Annotated in this window: 23 protein-coding genes; 7 read left to right on the top strand and 16 right to left on the bottom strand. The window is 40.3% G+C overall.

Annotation, left to right across the window (positions count from 1 at the left end):
- Positions 1-47: 47 nt before the first annotated feature.
- Both ACFSX4_RS09335 and fsa read right to left on the bottom strand, forming a co-directional pair.
- A complete protein-coding gene (locus ACFSX4_RS09335; RefSeq protein ID WP_377773912.1) occupies positions 48-1,322 on the bottom strand; it encodes a UDP-N-acetylglucosamine 1-carboxyvinyltransferase in 1,275 nt (424 codons plus the stop codon).
- A gap of 34 nt (positions 1,323-1,356) precedes the next feature.
- Positions 1,357-1,998: a fructose-6-phosphate aldolase gene (gene fsa, locus ACFSX4_RS09330; protein ID WP_377773910.1), complete on the bottom strand. Its 642-nt coding sequence runs from the start codon at positions 1,996-1,998 to the stop codon at positions 1,357-1,359.
- 129 nt (positions 1,999-2,127) lie between these two features.
- Between fsa and ACFSX4_RS09325 the strand changes: the two genes are divergently transcribed.
- Positions 2,128-2,844, top strand: a complete 717-nt coding sequence (locus ACFSX4_RS09325; RefSeq protein ID WP_377773908.1) for an ATP-binding cassette domain-containing protein — start codon at positions 2,128-2,130, stop codon at positions 2,842-2,844.
- Entirely contained in the window at positions 2,841-3,461 is a 621-nt protein-coding gene (locus tag ACFSX4_RS09320; protein ID WP_377773906.1) for a hypothetical protein, read from the top strand. The genes ACFSX4_RS09325 and ACFSX4_RS09320 overlap by 4 nt, the downstream gene beginning before the upstream one ends.
- Positions 3,462-3,499: 38 nt before the next feature.
- Here the strand turns inward: ACFSX4_RS09320 and ACFSX4_RS09315 are convergent, their stop codons facing one another.
- The gene (locus tag ACFSX4_RS09315; protein WP_377773904.1) at positions 3,500-4,357 is read right to left on the bottom strand and encodes a class II fructose-bisphosphate aldolase; all 858 of its coding nucleotides are present in this window, start codon (positions 4,355-4,357) and stop codon (positions 3,500-3,502) included.
- A gap of 116 nt (positions 4,358-4,473) precedes the next feature.
- Between ACFSX4_RS09315 and ACFSX4_RS09310 the strand changes: the two genes are divergently transcribed.
- Positions 4,474-4,989: a DUF2529 family protein gene (locus ACFSX4_RS09310; protein ID WP_377773902.1), complete on the top strand. Its 516-nt coding sequence runs from the start codon at positions 4,474-4,476 to the stop codon at positions 4,987-4,989.
- A gap of 37 nt (positions 4,990-5,026) precedes the next feature.
- Here the strand turns inward: ACFSX4_RS09310 and ACFSX4_RS09305 are convergent, their stop codons facing one another.
- The 3 genes from ACFSX4_RS09305 to ACFSX4_RS09295 form a co-directional block, all read right to left on the bottom strand.
- Positions 5,027-6,631 carry a CTP synthase gene (locus ACFSX4_RS09305; RefSeq protein ID WP_377773900.1) on the bottom strand — a complete coding sequence of 535 codons (1,605 nt, stop codon included), beginning with the start codon at positions 6,629-6,631 and terminating at the stop codon, positions 5,027-5,029.
- 146 nt (positions 6,632-6,777) lie between these two features.
- Positions 6,778-7,293 (bottom strand): DNA-directed RNA polymerase subunit delta, encoded by a 516-nt coding sequence (rpoE, locus tag ACFSX4_RS09300; protein WP_377773898.1) that lies wholly within the window; start codon positions 7,291-7,293, stop codon positions 6,778-6,780.
- A gap of 71 nt (positions 7,294-7,364) precedes the next feature.
- A complete protein-coding gene (locus ACFSX4_RS09295) occupies positions 7,365-8,204 on the bottom strand; it encodes a GNAT family N-acetyltransferase (RefSeq protein ID WP_377773896.1) in 840 nt (279 codons plus the stop codon).
- A gap of 245 nt (positions 8,205-8,449) precedes the next feature.
- Here ACFSX4_RS09295 and ACFSX4_RS09290 point away from each other — a divergent pair, with 245 nt between their 5' ends.
- From ACFSX4_RS09290 to ACFSX4_RS09280, 3 genes are all read left to right on the top strand, one after another.
- Entirely contained in the window at positions 8,450-10,024 is a 1,575-nt protein-coding gene (locus tag ACFSX4_RS09290; RefSeq protein ID WP_377773894.1) for a BCCT family transporter, read from the top strand.
- A gap of 68 nt (positions 10,025-10,092) precedes the next feature.
- Positions 10,093-10,890 (top strand): type II pantothenate kinase, encoded by a 798-nt coding sequence (coaW, locus tag ACFSX4_RS09285; RefSeq protein ID WP_377773892.1) that lies wholly within the window; start codon positions 10,093-10,095, stop codon positions 10,888-10,890.
- 50 nt (positions 10,891-10,940) lie between these two features.
- Positions 10,941-11,546 (top strand): hypothetical protein, encoded by a 606-nt coding sequence (locus ACFSX4_RS09280; RefSeq protein WP_377773890.1) that lies wholly within the window; start codon positions 10,941-10,943, stop codon positions 11,544-11,546.
- Positions 11,547-11,568: 22 nt separating this feature from the next.
- Here the strand turns inward: ACFSX4_RS09280 and ACFSX4_RS09275 are convergent, their stop codons facing one another.
- The 3 genes from ACFSX4_RS09275 to ACFSX4_RS09265 all read right to left on the bottom strand — a co-directional run bounded on the left by ACFSX4_RS09275 (position 11,569) and on the right by ACFSX4_RS09265 (position 13,451).
- Positions 11,569-11,985: an OsmC family protein gene (locus ACFSX4_RS09275; protein WP_377773888.1), complete on the bottom strand. Its 417-nt coding sequence runs from the start codon at positions 11,983-11,985 to the stop codon at positions 11,569-11,571.
- Between the two features lie 26 nt (positions 11,986-12,011).
- Complete coding sequence (locus ACFSX4_RS09270; RefSeq protein ID WP_377774013.1) at positions 12,012-12,956, bottom strand: agmatinase family protein; 945 nt, start codon at positions 12,954-12,956, stop codon at positions 12,012-12,014.
- Between the two features lie 144 nt (positions 12,957-13,100).
- Entirely contained in the window at positions 13,101-13,451 is a 351-nt protein-coding gene (locus ACFSX4_RS09265) for a carboxymuconolactone decarboxylase family protein (RefSeq protein WP_377773886.1), read from the bottom strand.
- A gap of 139 nt (positions 13,452-13,590) precedes the next feature.
- Between ACFSX4_RS09265 and ACFSX4_RS09260 the strand changes: the two genes are divergently transcribed.
- Positions 13,591-13,944: a DUF6176 family protein gene (locus ACFSX4_RS09260; protein ID WP_377773884.1), complete on the top strand. Its 354-nt coding sequence runs from the start codon at positions 13,591-13,593 to the stop codon at positions 13,942-13,944.
- Between the two features lie 39 nt (positions 13,945-13,983).
- Here ACFSX4_RS09260 and ACFSX4_RS09255 read toward each other — a convergent pair whose 3' ends face one another.
- The 7 genes from ACFSX4_RS09255 to lhgO all read right to left on the bottom strand — a co-directional run bounded on the left by ACFSX4_RS09255 (position 13,984) and on the right by lhgO (position 18,862).
- Entirely contained in the window at positions 13,984-14,721 is a 738-nt protein-coding gene (locus ACFSX4_RS09255) for a class I SAM-dependent methyltransferase (RefSeq protein ID WP_377773882.1), read from the bottom strand.
- 42 nt (positions 14,722-14,763) lie between these two features.
- Positions 14,764-15,501 (bottom strand): hypothetical protein, encoded by a 738-nt coding sequence (locus ACFSX4_RS09250; protein WP_377773880.1) that lies wholly within the window; start codon positions 15,499-15,501, stop codon positions 14,764-14,766.
- A 152-nt stretch (positions 15,502-15,653) separates the two neighbouring features.
- Positions 15,654-16,013: a TIGR04104 family putative zinc finger protein gene (locus tag ACFSX4_RS09245; protein ID WP_377773878.1), complete on the bottom strand. Its 360-nt coding sequence runs from the start codon at positions 16,011-16,013 to the stop codon at positions 15,654-15,656.
- 26 nt (positions 16,014-16,039) lie between these two features.
- A complete protein-coding gene (locus tag ACFSX4_RS09240) occupies positions 16,040-16,348 on the bottom strand; it encodes a TIGR04104 family putative zinc finger protein (RefSeq protein WP_377773876.1) in 309 nt (102 codons plus the stop codon).
- 163 nt (positions 16,349-16,511) lie between these two features.
- On the bottom strand, positions 16,512-17,012 hold the full coding sequence (locus tag ACFSX4_RS09235; protein ID WP_377774011.1) for a GNAT family N-acetyltransferase: 501 nt from the start codon (positions 17,010-17,012) through the stop codon (positions 16,512-16,514).
- A gap of 43 nt (positions 17,013-17,055) precedes the next feature.
- Positions 17,056-17,562, bottom strand: a complete 507-nt coding sequence (locus ACFSX4_RS09230) for a GNAT family N-acetyltransferase (protein WP_377773874.1) — start codon at positions 17,560-17,562, stop codon at positions 17,056-17,058.
- Between the two features lie 88 nt (positions 17,563-17,650).
- Complete coding sequence (lhgO, locus tag ACFSX4_RS09225) at positions 17,651-18,862, bottom strand: L-2-hydroxyglutarate oxidase (RefSeq protein WP_377773872.1); 1,212 nt, start codon at positions 18,860-18,862, stop codon at positions 17,651-17,653.
- Positions 18,863-18,864: the final 2 nt, after the last annotated feature.

Raw genomic sequence — 18,864 nt, 5'->3', positions numbered from 1 at the left:
TTCATTCACATAAAAAAACCGGAGACTAAAAGTCTCCGGGAGAAATTCTAGATATCTTCATCTTCTATTGTTTCGCGCCAGATATCCGCGCCTAAACTGCTTAGTTTTTTCACAATGTCTGAATATCCTCTGTCGATATGGTTAACATTATGAATCGTCGTGACACCCTCTGCAATCAAACCTGAAATTAAAAGGCATGCACCTGCACGAAGGTCACTTGCATACACATCCGCACCTTTTAAAGTTGAAGGATATATCAGTGCAGAACCGCTTTTTTTCTCAATCATTCCGTCCATACGCTTCAATTCATCCACGTGACGGAACCTCGCCGGGTAAATAGTTTCCGACACTTTACTTACGCCCTCAGCCATAAACAATAATGGTGTCAACGGTTGCTGAAGGTCTGTCGCAAAGCCCGGGTATACCTGCGTTTTAACAGAAACTGCATTATATGATTCCGGTGATGAGATGACAACGTAATCATCACCCATATCAATATGAACGCCCGCCTCCTCAAGTTTAGAAGACAAAGATTCCATATGCGTCGGAATAATATTATTAACCGTAAAGTTTTTACCGGCTGCAGCACCGACAATCATATATGTCCCTGCTTCAATTCTGTCAGGGATAATGCTGTGGCGTGTTCCGTGAAGTTTCTCTACACCGTTAATTTTAATCGTATCTGTTCCGGCACCTTTAATATCCGCACCCATTTTATTCAGCAGGGATGCAACATCCACAATCTCCGGTTCTTTTGCAACATTTTCCAAAATTGTCTTGCCTTCTGCACAACTCGCAGCAATCATTAAGTTAATTGTCGCACCAACAGAAACAACATCAAAAAATATTTTAGCACCTTTCAGTTTTTCTGCGACCAGATACATTGCACCGTGCTCATTTGTGACTTCAGCTCCCAGTGCTTCAAATCCTTTAATGTGCTGATCAATCGGACGCGGCCCGAGCGGACACCCTCCGGGAAGACCGATTACACATTTCTTAAAGCGCGCAAGCATTGCACCCATCATATAATATGATGCTCTTAATGATTGGACTTTTGTATTGGGAAGCGGCATATTTTCAGCTTCCGATGCATCAACTTCCAGAGTTGTATCATCAAGTGCCGTCTTGATGTTCAAGTCGTTCAGTAAGCTCATTAAAGTTTTCACATCGGAAATCTCCGGCAGTCCTTCCAATACCACTTTTCCCTCAGAAGCCATCAGAGAGGCAGGTATCAGTGCAACTGCACTGTTCTTTGCACCACTGATATCCACTTGACCTGTTAAAGTCTGTCCGCCTTTGACTTTTATCACTTCTTTAGACATATATTTTCTCCTTATATACCAATATCATGCTCGCTTACTTATTTTTCCAGTCTTCGAGGAACTGGTCAATCCCTTTGTCTGTTAAAGGATGATTTGTTAATCTTTTAATGACTTTATAAGGAATTGTTGCGATATGTGCACCGCGGATTGCAGCACCGTGTACATGACCTTCATTACGGATAGACGCCGCAATAATTTCTGTTCCAATATCATGAATGGTAAAGATATCGCTGATTTCTTCGATGAGCTGCATACCTTCAAGACCGATATCATCCAGACGTCCGATGAATGGTGAAACATAGGTTGCACCCGCACGCGCAGCAGTAAGTGCCTGTACTGTATTAAAAATCAGTGTAACATTTGTTTTAATTCCTTCTTCTGAAAGGACTTTAACTGCCTTCATACCTTCCGCAGTCATTGGAATCTTGACAACGATATGGTTGTGCAGCTTGGCAAGTTCGCGGCCTTCTTCAATCATGCCTTCAGCTTCAAGAGAAATAACTTCTCCGCTGACCGGTCCGCCGACCAGCTCACAGATTTCAACTAAGCGATCGTGAAATGAGATATTTTTTTCTTTTGCGACTAGTGAAGGGTTTGTAGTTACCCCGCTTAGTACGCCCCATTGATTAATTTCAGTAATTTCGTCCATGTTTGCTGTATCAATAAAATATTTCATAATATATTATCCTCCAAATTGTTTATCGTTCTTATTATAATGTATCAATCATCACACCGGCAATGTATTTGATGAACATTCTTTGAATCTGCTATTATAGTAAAGAATTCACAAGGAGGAAATTACAATATGACACCGCCGATTCTTTCATTCAATAATTTTGTCAAAGATTTCGAGAAATTTCAACTAAAAGGAAATGACCTGTCAATACCGAAAGGTGAAATCACTGCTGTTGTCGGTGATGAAGGTGCAGGAAAAACCACCCTGCTCGAATTAATCATGGGGCTGAGGACTTTGGACAGTGGAACAATAGAACGTTCACTTGTTTCGGAAAATGATTCCATGACAGCATTTAAAGCAGCAACGGGTTTTGTATATGACGACCTTTATTTTTATGATTTCGGAACTTTAAATGACTTATCCCGCATGATGAGTGAAGTCTATCCATCATGGGAACAGAAGATATTCCACAAATACTCGGCAGAATTCGGACTGCCGGCCGGTCAGAAGTTCAGAGATTTTTCATCTGAAATGAAAATGAAAGCCATGCTTGCAGCAAGTCTTTCCCATCATCCTGAATTATTAATTATGGATGAACCTGTTAAAGCCCTGGAAACCAAGGCACGTTTTGAATTTTTCAAATTATTGCGCCAGCTGCAGAAAAAAGAAGAGTTAACCATTATTATTACATCACAAAATGCCAGTTCAGTTGAAAAATTTGCGACAAATATGCTGTTTATGCATGAGGGGGAATTCATTCTCGAAGGCCGCCCCCGTGAACTGAAAAAACAGTATAAAACACTGGATATCGCGTATAAAAGTGCAATCGGAGGTACACATAAATGATACAGCAGATGAAACGGGATTTTTTCTCACTCAAAATGATTTTTTTATTTTTCACATTCATTGTTCCTGCACTTTATTTAGTGCGTAATGAGTTTACAACAATGGGGCTTCTTCTGAGCGCTTTTGTTGTCGGCATGCTCGTAATGAATGATGAGAAATTCAAATTAAATAAGTTTTTTAACAGTATGCCGGTAAATCCATCTTCACTTTTTTGGGGCCGGGTAACGCTCGTATCCCTTTTCGGTATTCTCTGGGTAATACTCGAGATTCTGCCGTTCGCTGTATCCGGGAGCATTCCCATGTCGTTTGCAGCCGTCTCAATCCTGATTCAGTCCAGCATGATATTAATTCTGGTCCCTTCAGGCTTATCCGCACTGCAGCTGATTAAAGGAAAATTATTCCGCTGGGTGCCGTTAATCATCAGTTATTTTGTACTGATATTTATTTCTTTGTACATCACTGATCTTTTTATGATTATATTAAATACACCTGAGGCAGAGACAAACACAGGAACAGCATTTCTCACGCTTGCCTCCCTCGTTGTATTTTCAATTGCATATATGTACTTAAGCAGCTTTATGTATAAACGTGCTTTACAAAAAAGAGATTTAATTTAAAAAAACTTTCGGACGGCGATCGTCCGAAAGTTTTTTTCTTATGCTTTGTTTGATGTACCGAATTCTTTGATTTTTCCTGTAACTGTCGCAAGAATTGCTTCTTTCGCAGGTCCAAGATATTTTCTCGGATCGTATACTTCAGTATCTTTATTCAGTACGTCACGTACCGCTTTTGTAGAAGAAATCTGGTTTTCAGTATTCACGTTGATTTTAGATGTCCCAAGAGAAATAGCTCTCGTGATATCATGTGTCGGAATACCTGTACCGCCGTGTAATACTAATGGAATATCAGATTGGTTACCGATTTCCTCCATTTCTTTAAAGCCAAGGTTCGGTTCACCTTTGTACGGCCCGTGAACAGATCCAAGAGCCGGTGCAAGACAGTCAATTCCTGTCTTTTCAACGAGCTCACGGCACTCTGAAGGATCAGCGTAGATGACACCGTCAGCAACAACATCATCTTCCTGTCCGCCGACAACACCAAGTTCAGCTTCAACAGAAACACCTTTTGGATGTGCGTATTCTACAACTTTTTTAGTTGTTTCGATGTTTTCTTCGAAAGGTCCGTGGGATGCATCAATCATTACAGAAGTAAATCCTGCATCGATTGCTTCCTTACATTTTTCAAAGCTTGAACCATGGTCTAAATGAATCGCAACAGGTACAGTGATATTTAAATCCTCAAGAAGTCCTTCAACCATTTTTACAACAGTTTTGAAACCACTCATATATCTTGCAGCACCTTCTGACACACCTAGAATAACCGGTGCTTTTTCATTTTCAGATGCTTGAAGAATCGCTTGTGCGTATTCAAGGTTGTTTACATTATACTGTCCTACAGCATATCCTTCTTTTCTTGCTTTTTGCAGCATTTCTTTCATTGATACTAAAGGCATTTTAACTTCCTCCTAAAATTCTATACTTTCACAGATAATTATACCAAAAGCTTTTTATTTTAACCAATCGTTTGTTAGTATAAAGGATACTAACATTTAGAAACGGAGAATGCATGATGGATAAAATTTTAAGAACACAGCTCGGTCACATATACAACCATATCGATGCACAGGCCGAAGAGCTCGAAATTGCAGCCAGACTCCTCTCACAGGCTGTTGACAGCGAAGGAAATATCCTGCTTAAAACCTTTCATGATTTCACATTGATTGAAGACCTGCTGCTTCAAGGTTCTCTGTCATTACCCGATATCTCACGATTCAGCACGATTGAAGATATCGATACCCCTGACCGGGTGCTTGTAGTCGGTTCAGTTATTGATCCCGAGGTTAAATCATTTGTCACAGAACTGCAGGATAAAGGTTCTGAATTCGTCCTCATCGCAACATTCAATAAAAAAGAAAGTGATTTTATCGACTCAATCAATCACTACATTGATTTGAATTCACCGCGGCCTTTAGTCCCTACACCGAACTTCGATAAAATTATCAATCCGTATATCAATGTATTTCTATACGCCTATTATCACCTGTACACGTTTATTGATGAAATGACAAATGAAGACTATGAATAACAAAAGACGCATGCCGGGCATGCGTCTTTTATATTACCTATTTACTTTCATCAAGACATGCATTAATCAGACCCTGGAATAACGGGTGCGGACGTGTCGGTCTTGACTGAAATTCAGGATGGAATTGTACAGCAACAAAATAAGGATGATCCTTAAGCTCTACCATTTCAACCAGTCTGCCGTCAGGAGACGTTCCTGAGAACACCATGCCCTTCTCTTCCAATGTATCTTTATATGCATTATTGAACTCATAACGGTGTCTGTGACGTTCATTAATTAATGAGTTATTATACAGTTTTCTTGCGATTGTGCCTTCTTTAATTTCACACGGGAAACTGCCGAGACGAAGTGTTCCGCCGAGATCAATCACATCTTTTTGATCCGGCATCAAGTCAATAATCGGATCTTTAGTGTTTGGTGCCAGTTCTTTTGAATGCGCCCCTTCAATACCGACTACATTTCTCGCAAATTCCACCGTTGCAAGCTGCATACCAAGACAGATTCCTAGTGCAGGCACATTATTTTCACGCGCATATTTCATCGCAAATATCTTACCTTCTACACCACGTTCGCCAAAACCGCCCGGTACCAGAATACCGTCTACTTTTTTCAGAACCTCTTCATAGTTATCTTTATGAATATCTTCCGAATTAATCCACTCAATCTCAACATCTGCAGTGCGCTCATATCCTGCATGACGCAGTGATTCTGCGACAGAAAGATACGCATCCTGCAGGGAAACATACTTTCCGACTAAACCAATCTTTATCTTTTTATCAATATTACTTAAATTATCAAGCAGGTGTTTCCACTCTACAAGTTCTGCCTGTTCTGAAGGTTCAAGTCCCAGCTGGCTGACCACAATATCATCCATCTTCTGGCGCTGCAGGCTCATGACAACATTGTAAATAGTATCTTCATCGCGTGCTTCAATGACATTTTCTTTTTCAATATCACAGAACAATGCAATTTTATCTCTTAAGTCCTGTCCCATTTCATGTTCTGAACGTACAACAATCATATCCGGCTGGATTCCTAAACCGCGCAGTTCTTTAACACTGTGCTGAGTCGGTTTGGTTTTCATTTCACCGGCTGCTTTAATATAAGGCAGGAGCGTACAGTGAACGTACATCACGTTCTCCCGTCCAACATCACTTCGTAACTGGCGGATACTTTCTATAAACGGCAGTGATTCAATATCCCCGATGGTACCGCCGATTTCAGTAATTACAACATCTGCCTTTGAAACCTCTCCTGCTTTAATCAATCTGGATTTAATTTCATTTGTAATATGCGGAATCACCTGTACTGTTCCGCCCAGATAATCCCCTCGGCGTTCCTTTCGGATGACCTCTGAGTATACCTTACCTGCTGTTACATTAGAATATTTGTGTAAATTAATATCGATAAAACGTTCATAATGTCCTAAATCCAAATCCGTTTCTGCACCGTCTTCAGTCACAAAAACTTCTCCGTGCTGATAAGGACTCATCGTTCCCGGATCTACGTTTAAATACGGATCAAACTTCTGAATCGTGATAGAGTACCCTCTGTCTTTTAATAAACGACCAAGCGATGCTGCTGTAATTCCCTTTCCAAGCGAAGACACTACGCCGCCAGTTACAAAGATATATTTTGTCATTAACCTCTTCCTCCTGTAAAAATAAAAATGCCCCCTTCCACAATACGTGAAAAGGAGCCGTTCGTTATCTTTCCCTTTTTCAGGGAGCCCAAATAAAATATTATCACTTTTCTTGGAAAAGTCAATTAAATTTAAGCTGACTCTTTTTAAAGATCGTCCTCATCTTCATAGCTGTCTTCTAATTCATCTGTGTCATCATACTCAAGATTCTCACCGATAGACTCATCGATTTCATCTTCTTCATCGTCCTCTACAGGTGTCTCAAGGTCTTCAGTATCATCTTCTACAAGCTCTTTATCCTGGTCAAATACTTCTTCCGGACTTTCATCTTCTTCAAAAATTTCCGGTTCTTCTTCAACCGCAAGATCAATTTTGTGAATTGTCGGTGCAATCTTATCTGAAATATCATCCATGGAATACCAGTCTCTAAGTCCCCAGATTCCATCTCCGACACTTAAAAAGCGTCCGTCCGTATTTAAATCTGTGTAGAATTGCAGCACGCGTTGTTCAATCTCACTGTCCTTATAGCTGCCTGTCTCTTTAAACTTATCGATGATTTCATAAAGATCTGTTTCTTTACCTTTATCCTGCAAATAAATGTAAGACATATCTATGAATGAATTCTCATCCATCATTTCTTTTGTGTAACTGTCCAACCTCATGTAAAACATCCTTTCCGTTCTCGGATACTGAAAATATAATACAGTGAAATGATATATGAAGCAAGCATAAATCAATACTGTATGTACTTCTTATAAAATTCACGCCCGTCTTGTTGTTCAAACCGCGAAAAGCCGACATATTCAAACAGCTTGTTTAAATTTTGGTCCTCATCTACGAAAACTGTCATCTGCTTTACTTCCTGAATATTGCGGCGGATAAATGTACCCAGCTGCCTTAAACCGCTTGAAGCCATTCCCTGGTGTCTGTAGTTTTCATCAATATGGATATGGTCAATATGTAAAGACTCTTTATCAACCGCACATTCAATGCTGCCGACTTCGATTCTGTCATCCATAATCATTTTAATACTTATATCTGTACGATGCCACTCTTCATCTAAAATTAATTTTAAATTCCCTACATAATTTCTGTCGAGGTCCAAATAATAAAGGCGCTCTTCACCAACCGGTCCGTCTTCCTTGGTTGCTGTATGGATAAAACCTGAACGTTCATAAAGATTCCACGCTGCAGCATTGTCTGTATCCACCACAAGATACAGATGATCGAAATTTGAAAACTCACTCTGAACATAGAGCGGCAGATTCATCGCAACCTTTGTTCCGTACCCGTTTCCCTGAAGTGTTTCATTAATCGATAAAGATCTCACATATACCACATCTCTAGGCGTATCGTAACCTTCATGCTGATAATGTTTGTGAAGCACGAAAAAGCCGATAATCTGTTTTTCTTCATTCTCCACAACACATGCGCGCCTGTTCTCATCCTTTAATGCATCATCCAGTACATCAAGGGGCAGACTCGAATAGTGCATTTGCTGCTCGCTCAATTTAAAATCCGATAAAAATTCTCTGTCACTCTCTCTATACTCTCTGATTTTAATATCATTCATCAAAAAACCCCTCCCCGTAACTTTATATAAACATATTTCTCCCCTTCTGTCTTTACCCTGTCTACTGTAACTATAGTCATATCATGGATAAATTTTCGTATATCATGTTTACAGTTTCTTTATTAGGTTATTAAGTATTTTATACATCCATGAAATTCAATACATTAGAAATCAGAAAAATCCTGATTTTACTTAAGACGCTTTATTTCAAAAAATGAAGCATTACAAATAAGGGGGACATCACTTTGGCAACGAAAGAAAAGAAAGACGAAAACGCTCCAAAAGGAGACGGGAGAGGAAATATGAAGCTCGGTACAGTATTCTGGGGTGCCGGCGGAGTTATTTTTATAGCAGCACTTTTTGCAATGATATTTCCTGCCACAGTTGAAACTATATCTTATGATATTTATGATACTATCTCTAATTATTTCAACTGGTTCTTCCTGCTCGCTGTTTTTGGATTTGGTGTATTCTTATTATTCATGGCACTCTCACCCTACGGCCGGATTAAACTTGGCGGGGATAATTCAAAACCGGAATTCTCATTCCGTTCCTGGATAGGAATGTTGTTCTCAAGCGGTCTTGGTGTAGGTCTTGTATTTTACGGCGTAGCTGAACCGATGGAGCACTTTATGGTAGCGCCTTTCCCGGGCGGAGAAGTAGAAACTTATGAAGCCGCGCGTATGGCGATGGGCTATACTTTCTTCCACTGGGGCATCTCACAGTGGTCCATTTTTGGTGTCGCAGGTCTTGCAATCGGCTACTATCAATACAGAAAAAAGAAAGACGGTATGATTTCAACATCTCTTGAACCTTTATTCGGTCAAAATTACAACAAACCATCACGTAATTTAATCGATATTCTTGCAGTAATTGCAACAGTCACAGGGATGGCAACTTCTGTCGGTCTTGGAATTCTGCAGATGGACGGCGGATTAAATATCGCTTTCGGTATTCCGAACGGTGCAGTCACTCAGGTAACCCTGACCGTATTGATGACAGCTCTGTTTTTATTCTCAACCATCACCGGATTAAAACGCGGAATGAAATGGCTCAGTAATCTGAATATGATTCTGGCAGCTGTCGTTACGATATTTGTGATGATTGTCGGACCGTTCTCATTTATCATGGAAAGCATTGTGCTCGGACTCGGAGACTATTTAAGTACATATGTCCCGTATTCACTGCGTACTCAGCCGTATTCCGGAGAGACGTGGGTTCAGGAGTGGACTGTCTTCTACTGGGCATGGGTCATCGCGTGGAGTCCGTTTATCGGCTCATTTGTTGCCCGTGTATCAAAAGGACGTACCATACGTGAATATGTGCTGGGTATCTTAATCGTGCCGCCGATATTATCTTTCATATGGATTGGCGCACTGGGAGGAACTGCACTTTATTCCGACCTGTTCAATAATACAAATATCGGCGAACTGGTCCTCGATGATCAGACGGCAGCACTATTCTCATTATTTGCACAGCTGCCGATGACAGAGATCATTTCTGCTCTGGCAATCCTGTTAATTTTCACATTCCTGGTCACTTCTGCCGACTCGGCAACCTTCATTGTTTCCGGAATGAGTATCGGCAGTACTGAAAACCCGCCGAAACGCATGAAAATCCTATGGGGTCTGCTTCTTGGATTCCTGACAATTTCATTAATTCTCGCTGGAGGACTGCAGAGTCTTCAGGCAGCATCACTTCTTGCCGGGCTCCCTTTCACTATTGTATTGATACTGATGATTTTCTCAGTAGTCCGTTCAATGAGGCGTGAACCGAATGAAACAATGAAACGACGTCCTAAAAAGAAGCCGCTTAAATAATAAGTCTTAAAAATATAAAAAGTCATTGGTATAATTATACCAATGACTTTTTATATTGGAGGACTATCATGAAGATTGGAATAGACGCCGGAGGCACCTTACTCAAAATAGCATACATTACTGGAGATGAAAGAAGGCTTGAAAAACGTCCATCCACCGACATAGACAGCTTAATTGATGAGCTTAATACTTCTCACAGGGATGATGACATATATCTTACAGGCGGTAAGGCTGAATATATGAGCAGCCGGCTGACAATACCTGCCGTACTGTCAATAGAATTTGATGCCACATTCCGAGGATTAAAACTTCTCATGAAAGAACAGGGATTCAAATTCAATAAATTTGTATACTTAAATGTCGGCACAGGCACAAGTTTTCATCAGGCGGATTCGGATGGACAGCGGCGTGCCGGTGGATCCGGAGTCGGCGGCGGCACATTAATGGGTCTCTCCCGCCTCCTCACCGGAGTTGAAAATTTCGATGACATTATTTCTCTCGCCAAAAATGGAAACCGTGATCAAATAGATTTAAAAGTACATCACATATATGCCGGCAATAAATCCCCCTTACCCGGTGACTTAACCGCAAGTAATTTCGGTAATGTACAGCCCGGGGATCATAAAGATGCAAATATCGAAGATCAGCTTCAGTCAGTGATTGCACTGGTCGCAGAAACTGTAAGTACTATCGGCATATCCCTTGCAGAAGGTTTTAATACTGAACACATTGTTTATATCGGTTCAACACTTCTTGATAACGATGTAATGACCGAGATTATCAACCGCTATGTCCGGCTTAAAGGCATGCGTCCGCACATTATTGTCGATGGAGAATTCTCTGGGGCAGTCGGTGCTGCCATGTAAACACGGATTATCATCGAAAGCTTAACTAAAAAATCAAAAGGGTGGTTGTAATGAAATTCATTCTACTGATGCTTTGTATTCCCTTCTTATTTGTATCTTGCTTCGTGTCCATATTCTCATCAGATGATTCGGATAGTACAGAGGAGGAAACAGTTGAAGATACTGACGACACCGATGAAAATGCAGAAGAGGAAGAAACAGTTCCCGAAGAAATCACGGAAGTTGATATTACCAGCGATGTATTTATTTCAAATTTTTTCTCTGCCAGCTATGATTACAAAGGCGTTTCTATTTTTTCAACATATGATTATATGGTAAGACAGCTCGGAGAACCAGAAGAAAGCGGTCAGATTGTCGACGGCACATATTACAGCTACGGTCCGATAGCTTTCAATTATCCTGTTGAAGCTGCCGGCGATACACAGGATGTCCAGGTAGACGGTATTATTATTTTCCCTGAAGAATTTTATAAGTCAGACGCTGTTGAAAATTACGGATGGCCGACCTTTGATGAGCCCGGAAATTTTAGAATGTTTTATGACGGGGACACTGAGAATGGATTTTACACGATGCTGACATATGACAGGGATGACAGAATTACTGCAGTGACACTCCACAACAAAAATCTTCAGGATACTGATTTTTATGAAGAATAAAAAAAGACAGCCTCAGCTGTCTTTATTTCTGTTCTCCGTTAAGTTCAAGTACTGCAGTAACCTCAGCATTCAGCGAATTTACTGCTGAACAGTATTTATCAAGAGATAAATCTACTGCACGCTGTGCTGTTTTACGTGGAACATCACCATCTATACTCACAAGGATTTCAACATTGGTATAGCGTTTTGGCTCTGTTTCTGCACGGTCACCGTTTAGTTCGAGCTCTAATTTTGTTACTTTATCCATGTGATGCCGCATAATCACGCACATATCAATACCCATGCAGCCGGCAACACCATGAAGTACCATTTCCATCGGAGACGGTGCACTTCCTGAACCGCCGGCTTCTTTTTTAGCGTCCATCTTCACCGAATGGCCGGAATTCTCACCTGTTGATTCAAATAAAATATCTCCCTGCCACCTTGAAACAACCTTCATCTTCACACTCTCCTTTCTTTACACTTTTATGATTCACTGTGACCGCCGTGAACATGTCCGGCAAGTACATATAGAACAGCTGTTGACACAAAGTGTGCTGAATTTTGATTGGCATCAGACTGTGGATATACTTCGACATAATCCATACCGCACAGGCCGCGTTTACCAAATTCATAAATCATCGTACACAACTCATAGGAGGTCAGCCCGTTCCCATCCACCGGGCCGCCCGGATTAAACGCAAAATCAAGTACATCACTGCATATTGTCAAATACACAACATCGACATCTTCTGCCGCAAGATCATAAATTTTATTGGCATACTTCCTTAAGTCTTTCTGCTCACGAATGTCATTAATCGTCAATGTCACAGCACCCGCTTCTTTCGCAAGTCTGCCTGTCTCCGGCTTATTACGCGCGCCTTTAATCCCCGTATGAATCAAAGACTCATTACGTACGCCCTCTGTCTCATACAAGCGCTTAAACGGTGTACTGCGCGCATATAAATCACCTTCATGATGCGGCATATTGTCATAATGGGAATCCAGGTGAATAATTCCTACTTTCTTCCCTGTGTTCGTCAAAGCCTTTACAATCGGATAAGTGATACCATGATCACCGCCGAGCCCGACGAGAAATTTATCCTGTTTCCAAAGATTCTCTGCGAATGACTCAATGCGCTCCATCGTCTCCGGCACATCATGCGGCACAACACTTACATCTCCAACATCCCCCAAAGAGAGATGCTCTTCAACATTAATATGATCGAGTTCAGGCAGATATGTACTGTATCTTGCAGATGACAGTCTGATCTGCTTCGGTCCGAGCTCACACCCTGTATAGTCCCCCCATGTACATGCCCCCTCCCAGGGAACACCATACACGATGACGTCTGTATTATAATTTTCTTCACCCGTTAAATTCTCTGCGCCAAGAAAAGGCGGTGTATTTCCATAGATATTACTCATTATTTCCCCTCCTAAATATCAATGCATAATACTATTATCCAAAAATTCGTACAAATAAACCACTAAAATGAATACAAACATCCTGACTCGTTTACTTGATCAAATAATATAAGAAGCAAAAACTAAGTAAACAATTTCAAAACCCTTCTACTCCATATCTCCGCCCACTGCCTCATCATACGCTTCAAGTGCTTTTCCACCATAGACACTTCCGGGACCGCCGCCCATCACAATCGCAACACCTGCAAGTTCTGCGATTTCTTCCCGTGTCGCTCCGAGTTTCACCAGTTTATTGACATGATTTCCGATACATCCTTCACATTTATCTGCAACTGCATAGGTCAATGCGATAAATTCTTTCGTTTTTTCATCTAAAACTCCCGTTTTATAAGCAGCATTTTGAAGTTTTTTAAATGCACTCATCGTATCGGGAACTGTTTCCTGAAGGCGCTTTGTATTCCTTTGTGCACGGGTATTCAACTGTTTCCAATGACTCATATTATCCATCCTTTTCAATCTTCTGTATTGTGTAAAAATTATTACATCTTTAATATAACAATAATTTTCCAAAAGGTGATTGACAAAGCTTAAAAATGTTGTATTATGGTGTAGATGAAATCGGAAGGAGTCCTGAATAATGCAGGTTGAGTTAACAAAATTTAGAGTGAAACAAGGGAAAAGTGAACTTGTCGATGAGTGGATGGCTTTTTTAAATGAAAACATGCAAGATGTTCTTGTTACACTGGATGGTGAGAAGATGTTTATCGAAACCATTATGAGGGACAAAATCGGTGAACACGAATACTTGTACTGGTATTCCGTCCAGTCAGACCACGGCGGCACATCAAAAGAGATCCAAAACTGCATTGATGCCAAACATCTGCAGTACTGGGATAAGTGCATTGATAAAACATTCCGTCCGCGCGATTTAAAAAATGAGGTTGTAATGATTCCAAATCATCTTAGAGATTATATGTCACATCACGAGTAAAAAATAAAAGAAGCACTTCCGGTTTCGGAAGTGCTTCTTTTATTTTTTATGTACAGCTTTTATCCTGTACATCATACACTCTGACAATGGTGACACTTCGTAATAAGTGAAAGTCTCATAATCCATCTTCCCTCCGGGAAAGTAACCTGTCACTTCAAGCCCCGCCTTATTACATAAATAATAAATTTCATCAGCAGTATAACACTTCAAATGCTGACTGACCGCTTCTTCTTCACGGCCTGTATACCACCAGGAATCTCTCATCACAGATTCATCCTTATCAAAACCGTACTCTCTGATAATATTTTTACTAAGCTGCATTTTTCTTCCGGCAGTTTTTCTCCAGTAATCCGGGTGGTATATATCAATGAGCACAGTCCCATCTGCATCCATCCAGTACTTTATCTTTTTCAAAAGTTTGAGCTGATCATCATCGCTGCCGATACCAAAACCGTCAATATAAAGAATCAGATCAAACGAATGATTAAATGATACCGTATAAAAATCATCATTTATATAATGTACATTCGGTATATTGAAACCCTTCGAATATTCCACCATATCTGTAACCAGCTCCACAGCCGTCACTGACTTTACAGACTCTGAAAGCACCCTCGATAAGCTGCCGTCCCCGGAACCAAGCTCGAGTACCCTTGAAGGGACTCTCCCGGCCTGTTCCAAAAGCGTACTGCCGAGACTTTCATCCTTCTTCACATTTATAGTTTTCATCATTTCATACTGCTCAGCATAAAAATCTTTTTCCCATTCATTCTTCATTTATGTTTCCTCCTGTAATTTAACAGCCTTAAGCATCCCTTGTTACACATCAATCCCAAGATATTCACTGAATGTTTGTTCTCTGTAATTCTCATGCCAGTCATTATGTATTTTAAATACCTTTTGTATATCACCGTCATATAATTCTTCAACCACATATTTAACAGTGATAAAGCTTTTCCAGTAATTAAACATAATCCCGGACATACTGTCGTTGTAGCTGTCTGAACCAAAATCTTCGACTGAACGTTCGCCGTATTTATCTTCAAATAGTTCAAGCAGCCGGCTGTGAACTTCTACTTCCTGATTGAACGCTTCATCATCCATCAGAATGCGTCTCGGGAGATATTCACACATTCCCTCTTCGAACCAAATCCCGGATGAATAGTCATCAAAGTCATCTGGAAAAAACTCAATATGATGCGTCAGTTCATGTGCAAGTATCGTCAGAATCTGTCTCTCATCAAATGATGCATAATATGATGCCACCTCAGCATCCTCCCTGCCGTCAAGCTGAACTGTCATCACTTCTTTCCACTCATCTTTATCCGGTGTCATAAATATCACGTCTCTTGAAGTATATGCCGGTACCGGTACACTGCTGAGTATATTTACCGCGATATCTTTAGATGTCCACACTATAGCTTTCGGTGCATCCAAAAGATTATATTCTTCTTCCAAAATGTTTTTGTATTTCAACAGCCGTTCAAATAAGATATCCGCAGTCTGTTGATACTTCTCAAAATCATGCTGGTTCTCATATGCAAAGATCTGTCTCATACTGTAAATCCTTTCTATAATTAAATAATAATTTTCTTTTTTAATCCTTCTTCATTTTCTCAAAATTCACAGTTTTATACAATATCTCTTCTTTCACCAAAAAAGCACATGACGTTAAAACGTCATGTGCTCAATATATTAATTCACATCATTTACCTGTATGGATGGCTTTCTTTATACTTTCCATTTCCTTCAAAACGTTCAAAGAATGCATCCATGGTTTCATCAGTGTCTGTTAATGTCATACCAAAATAAATATACGCAATATTAATCAGGAATAAAAGCAGTGCCTCGATGACTATGAAGGATACACCCACGTCAAAAAATGCTGAGGTCAGAATCAAAACAGCTGAAGTAATCATTACTAAAATAATACTCATTCTCTGAAATTTCGCTGATAAGTACTGCTTTTCCCCGCACTCCGGACATATAATATGACGGTCCAGTGTGACCGATCCTTTAATTTTAGTTTTAGCCGTCCATTTTTCATCACAATTTGTACATCGTGTCATTATTATCACCTCATGTAAAGATTAAGTTATGCACCGTCTCTTCGTGTTTCAGGTATATTCGACAGTTCTATAGTGAACAGCTGTACACCAATAATTGCACTGAAAATCGCGGCAAGTGTAAACAACACTGTAAATAGACCAAACCCTGCAAATATAGGGATGAATATTAAAAGCGGCAGCAGCAATACCGACAAAAGACTTCTTCGTCTGTATTTTTTAGTTAAGTATTGGGACTCTCCACAATGCGGACACTCCACATCCGGTTTAAGTGTGATATATCTTTTTATTATTGCTGCACCGCGCCATTCACGGCCGCATTTTTGGCATTTCGCCATACAATCATCCTTAATTTCTTTAATTATCGTCATATGTTAGTGTAATATACATGCTCCTTATGATTCAACCCCACCTGAACATACAACGCCTCATCTACTGTATCTATTCCCGAATAAACAAGCTTTAACCCTTTAAATCCAACTTTAATTTTAAAGTATTTTTCTATTTGTCCGTGAATAGTGCCATTTGTATTAAATCGGTATAACCGTCTTCAAGTTTAACCTGCCGGACCTGGCGTCCTTCCTCTACAAAACCGAGACTTTTATAAAAACTCACTGCTGATTCATTATTAGAAAACACATCCAGCACAATCTTCTCGAGTACCGTACTCTTTTCTGCATGTTCAACTGCACGTTTAATCAGTTCAGAGCCAATCCCGTGATCTGAATACTGTTCCTGTACACTGATTCCAAACTGACAGACGTGCTCAAACTTCTTCCTGTCGAGCTGAAACAAGTTGATAATGGCGATAATTCTGCCGTCCGCTTCAACTACCAGCCCCATGTCTTCATCTCCTGTATTCTCAATCATTTCTTCCTGCTCTTTCAAAGACAGTGAATGATCTTCGACAGGTGTCGCCAGAGTGTCCGGGTTTTCCTCCGTCACAATCTCTTTATGTTTAATTAACTGTTTGGCATCGCTCAGTACTGCTTCACGAATCACATATTCCAAATCGACAACTCCCATTCTTTATAATAAAATCCATTCAGTTCAAGTATCTACCCATAACTAATAAGTCTTGAAACATGTCATCCATCTTCACATGATTCTTCAGACGTCCTTCTTCTTTAAATCCAAAATTTTGATAAAAAGATACCGCCCTCTGATTACGCTCGAACACCTCTAATTCGATTTTACACAGTGTTTTATGATTACTGACAAAATCAATCATATATTCCATCAGTCTGCCTCCGGTTCCGCCGCCGGTATACTCCTTCTGGACTGCCATTCCGAATACTGCCACATGACTGACTTTCCGTCTTTTTAACCCTGACATCGTTAAAGTGCCTATAATTTCTCCTTCTGATTCAGCCACTAAAAATAAGTCACTTTCAGATATATCCATAATCACTTTTTCCTCTTCAGCCGTTGTCAAAGTGAGCTCATCTGCTTCAGTCATCAACTGCTCCCTGTATGTATCCATACACTTTTCCAAATGAATCAGTACATTTTCCGCATCACGGATTTGTACCGGTCTGATTATTACTCCCATACCAATTCCCCCTGTTTAATAATTCTCTCTATCTTCTCAAAGCTGTCATGTATTGTCACAAAAAAAGACAGCACATGCTGTCTTAAAATTATATCTTTTTATCTTTACCGCCCGTGCTGTCAAAGCGTTTTGCAATTTCTCTGCCGATTTCAATGGAACATGTTGCTGCCGGTGACGGCGCGTTCAAAACATGGAGACTGTATGCGTTCTCCTCAAAATGGAAGTCATCCACTAAAGATCCGTCAGGATTCATTGCCTGAGCCCTGACGCCTGCTTCCATTGGAGTCAGCTGCTCTGGTTTAATTAAAGGAATTAATTTATTCACTTCTTTTACAAAAGCTTTCTTATTGAAGGACCGGTAGTATTCACCCGCTGCTTCCTTCATATTTTTTATTCCCATCCTGTAAAGCCCCGGGAAAGTCAGAATTTCAGCAGTTTCCCTCAAGTGAAGACCGAGTTTCGTATACGCTTCTTTTTTCAGTCCAAGAACAGCATTCGGCCCGACATCAACGCCGCCGTGAATCATGTTGGTCAAATGTACACCTAAAAACGGCAGTTCAGGATTCGGGACAGGATAAATTAGTGTATTAACATAATGACTGATCGATTCATCCAGCTCATAATATTCTCCGCGGAACGGTATAATCTTCACATCTATGTCCACTCCTGCCATTTTCGCAAGTTTATCACTGTAAAGCCCTGCACAGTTAATTAAGTAATCCGCCTTAATTTCACCTGTCGGTGTATCCACGTGGATTTTATTCTGCTTAACATTTAACCCTTGAACCGGTGTATTTAAAAGCAGCGTCCCGCCGTTCTCTTCAAATAATTCTGCATATTTTTCTGTGACTTCCTTGAAATCAACAATTCCGGTATCCTCTACAAGAATACCGCCGACAGTATTTACAAACGGTTCTATCTGCCTCACCTCTTCACCGTTCAAGAGTTTTACAGTCAGTCCGTTTTCAATTCCGCGCTCATATAACTTTTTCATTACCGGAATCTGTTCCTTACTGGTCGCAACAATCACTTTCCCGCACTGGTTATATTTAATATGGTGTGTTTTACAAAATTCAATCATAGATTTAGATCCGTTTCTTGCGAACACTGCCTTATACGACCCGGGCTTATAATATATGCCGGAGTGAATTACACCGCTGTTATGCCCCGTCTGATGCTTCGCGACTTCTGATTCCTTATCCAAAACCACAATTTTTTTATCTTTATGTTTCTCTGAAATTTGATACGCCGCACTGAGTCCGATGATACCGGCGCCGACAATCACTATATCTGCATTCAAAT

Source organism: Corticicoccus populi (assembly GCF_042686195.1).
GTDB classification, from domain to species: domain Bacteria; phylum Bacillota; class Bacilli; order Staphylococcales; family Salinicoccaceae; genus Corticicoccus; species Corticicoccus populi.
This window is presented reverse-complemented; position numbering and strand designations above follow the sequence as displayed.

What these genes read in the sequence shown, in the direction of transcription:
- ACFSX4_RS09280 (WP_377773890.1), top strand. Translation starts at nt 10,941, where the DNA reads ATGAAATTCATTCTACTGATGCTTTGTATTCCCTTCTTATTTGTATCT.
- ACFSX4_RS09240 (WP_377773876.1), bottom strand. Translation starts at nt 16,348, where the DNA reads ATGGCGAAATGCCAAAAATGCGGCCGTGAATGGCGCGGTGCAGCAATA.
- coaW (WP_377773892.1), top strand. Translation starts at nt 10,093, where the DNA reads ATGAAGATTGGAATAGACGCCGGAGGCACCTTACTCAAAATAGCATAC.
- ACFSX4_RS09315 (WP_377773904.1), bottom strand. Translation starts at nt 4,357, where the DNA reads ATGCCTTTAGTATCAATGAAAGAAATGCTGCAAAAAGCAAGAAAAGAA.
- ACFSX4_RS09335 (WP_377773912.1), bottom strand. Translation starts at nt 1,322, where the DNA reads ATGTCTAAAGAAGTGATAAAAGTCAAAGGCGGACAGACTTTAACAGGT.
- fsa (WP_377773910.1), bottom strand. Translation starts at nt 1,998, where the DNA reads ATGAAATATTTTATTGATACAGCAAACATGGACGAAATTACTGAAATT.
- ACFSX4_RS09275 (WP_377773888.1), bottom strand. Translation starts at nt 11,985, where the DNA reads ATGAAGGTTGTTTCAAGGTGGCAGGGAGATATTTTATTTGAATCAACA.
- ACFSX4_RS09245 (WP_377773878.1), bottom strand. Translation starts at nt 16,013, where the DNA reads ATGACACGATGTACAAATTGTGATGAAAAATGGACGGCTAAAACTAAA.
- ACFSX4_RS09310 (WP_377773902.1), top strand. Translation starts at nt 4,474, where the DNA reads ATGGATAAAATTTTAAGAACACAGCTCGGTCACATATACAACCATATC.
- ACFSX4_RS09260 (WP_377773884.1), top strand. Translation starts at nt 13,591, where the DNA reads ATGCAGGTTGAGTTAACAAAATTTAGAGTGAAACAAGGGAAAAGTGAA.
- ACFSX4_RS09265 (WP_377773886.1), bottom strand. Translation starts at nt 13,451, where the DNA reads ATGAGTCATTGGAAACAGTTGAATACCCGTGCACAAAGGAATACAAAG.
- ACFSX4_RS09320 (WP_377773906.1), top strand. Translation starts at nt 2,841, where the DNA reads ATGATACAGCAGATGAAACGGGATTTTTTCTCACTCAAAATGATTTTT.
- ACFSX4_RS09295 (WP_377773896.1), bottom strand. Translation starts at nt 8,204, where the DNA reads ATGAATGATATTAAAATCAGAGAGTATAGAGAGAGTGACAGAGAATTT.
- ACFSX4_RS09250 (WP_377773880.1), bottom strand. Translation starts at nt 15,501, where the DNA reads ATGAGACAGATCTTTGCATATGAGAACCAGCATGATTTTGAGAAGTAT.
- rpoE (WP_377773898.1), bottom strand. Translation starts at nt 7,293, where the DNA reads ATGAGGTTGGACAGTTACACAAAAGAAATGATGGATGAGAATTCATTC.
- ACFSX4_RS09305 (WP_377773900.1), bottom strand. Translation starts at nt 6,631, where the DNA reads ATGACAAAATATATCTTTGTAACTGGCGGCGTAGTGTCTTCGCTTGGA.
- ACFSX4_RS09230 (WP_377773874.1), bottom strand. Translation starts at nt 17,562, where the DNA reads ATGGGAGTAATAATCAGACCGGTACAAATCCGTGATGCGGAAAATGTA.
- ACFSX4_RS09325 (WP_377773908.1), top strand. Translation starts at nt 2,128, where the DNA reads ATGACACCGCCGATTCTTTCATTCAATAATTTTGTCAAAGATTTCGAG.
- ACFSX4_RS09255 (WP_377773882.1), bottom strand. Translation starts at nt 14,721, where the DNA reads ATGAAGAATGAATGGGAAAAAGATTTTTATGCTGAGCAGTATGAAATG.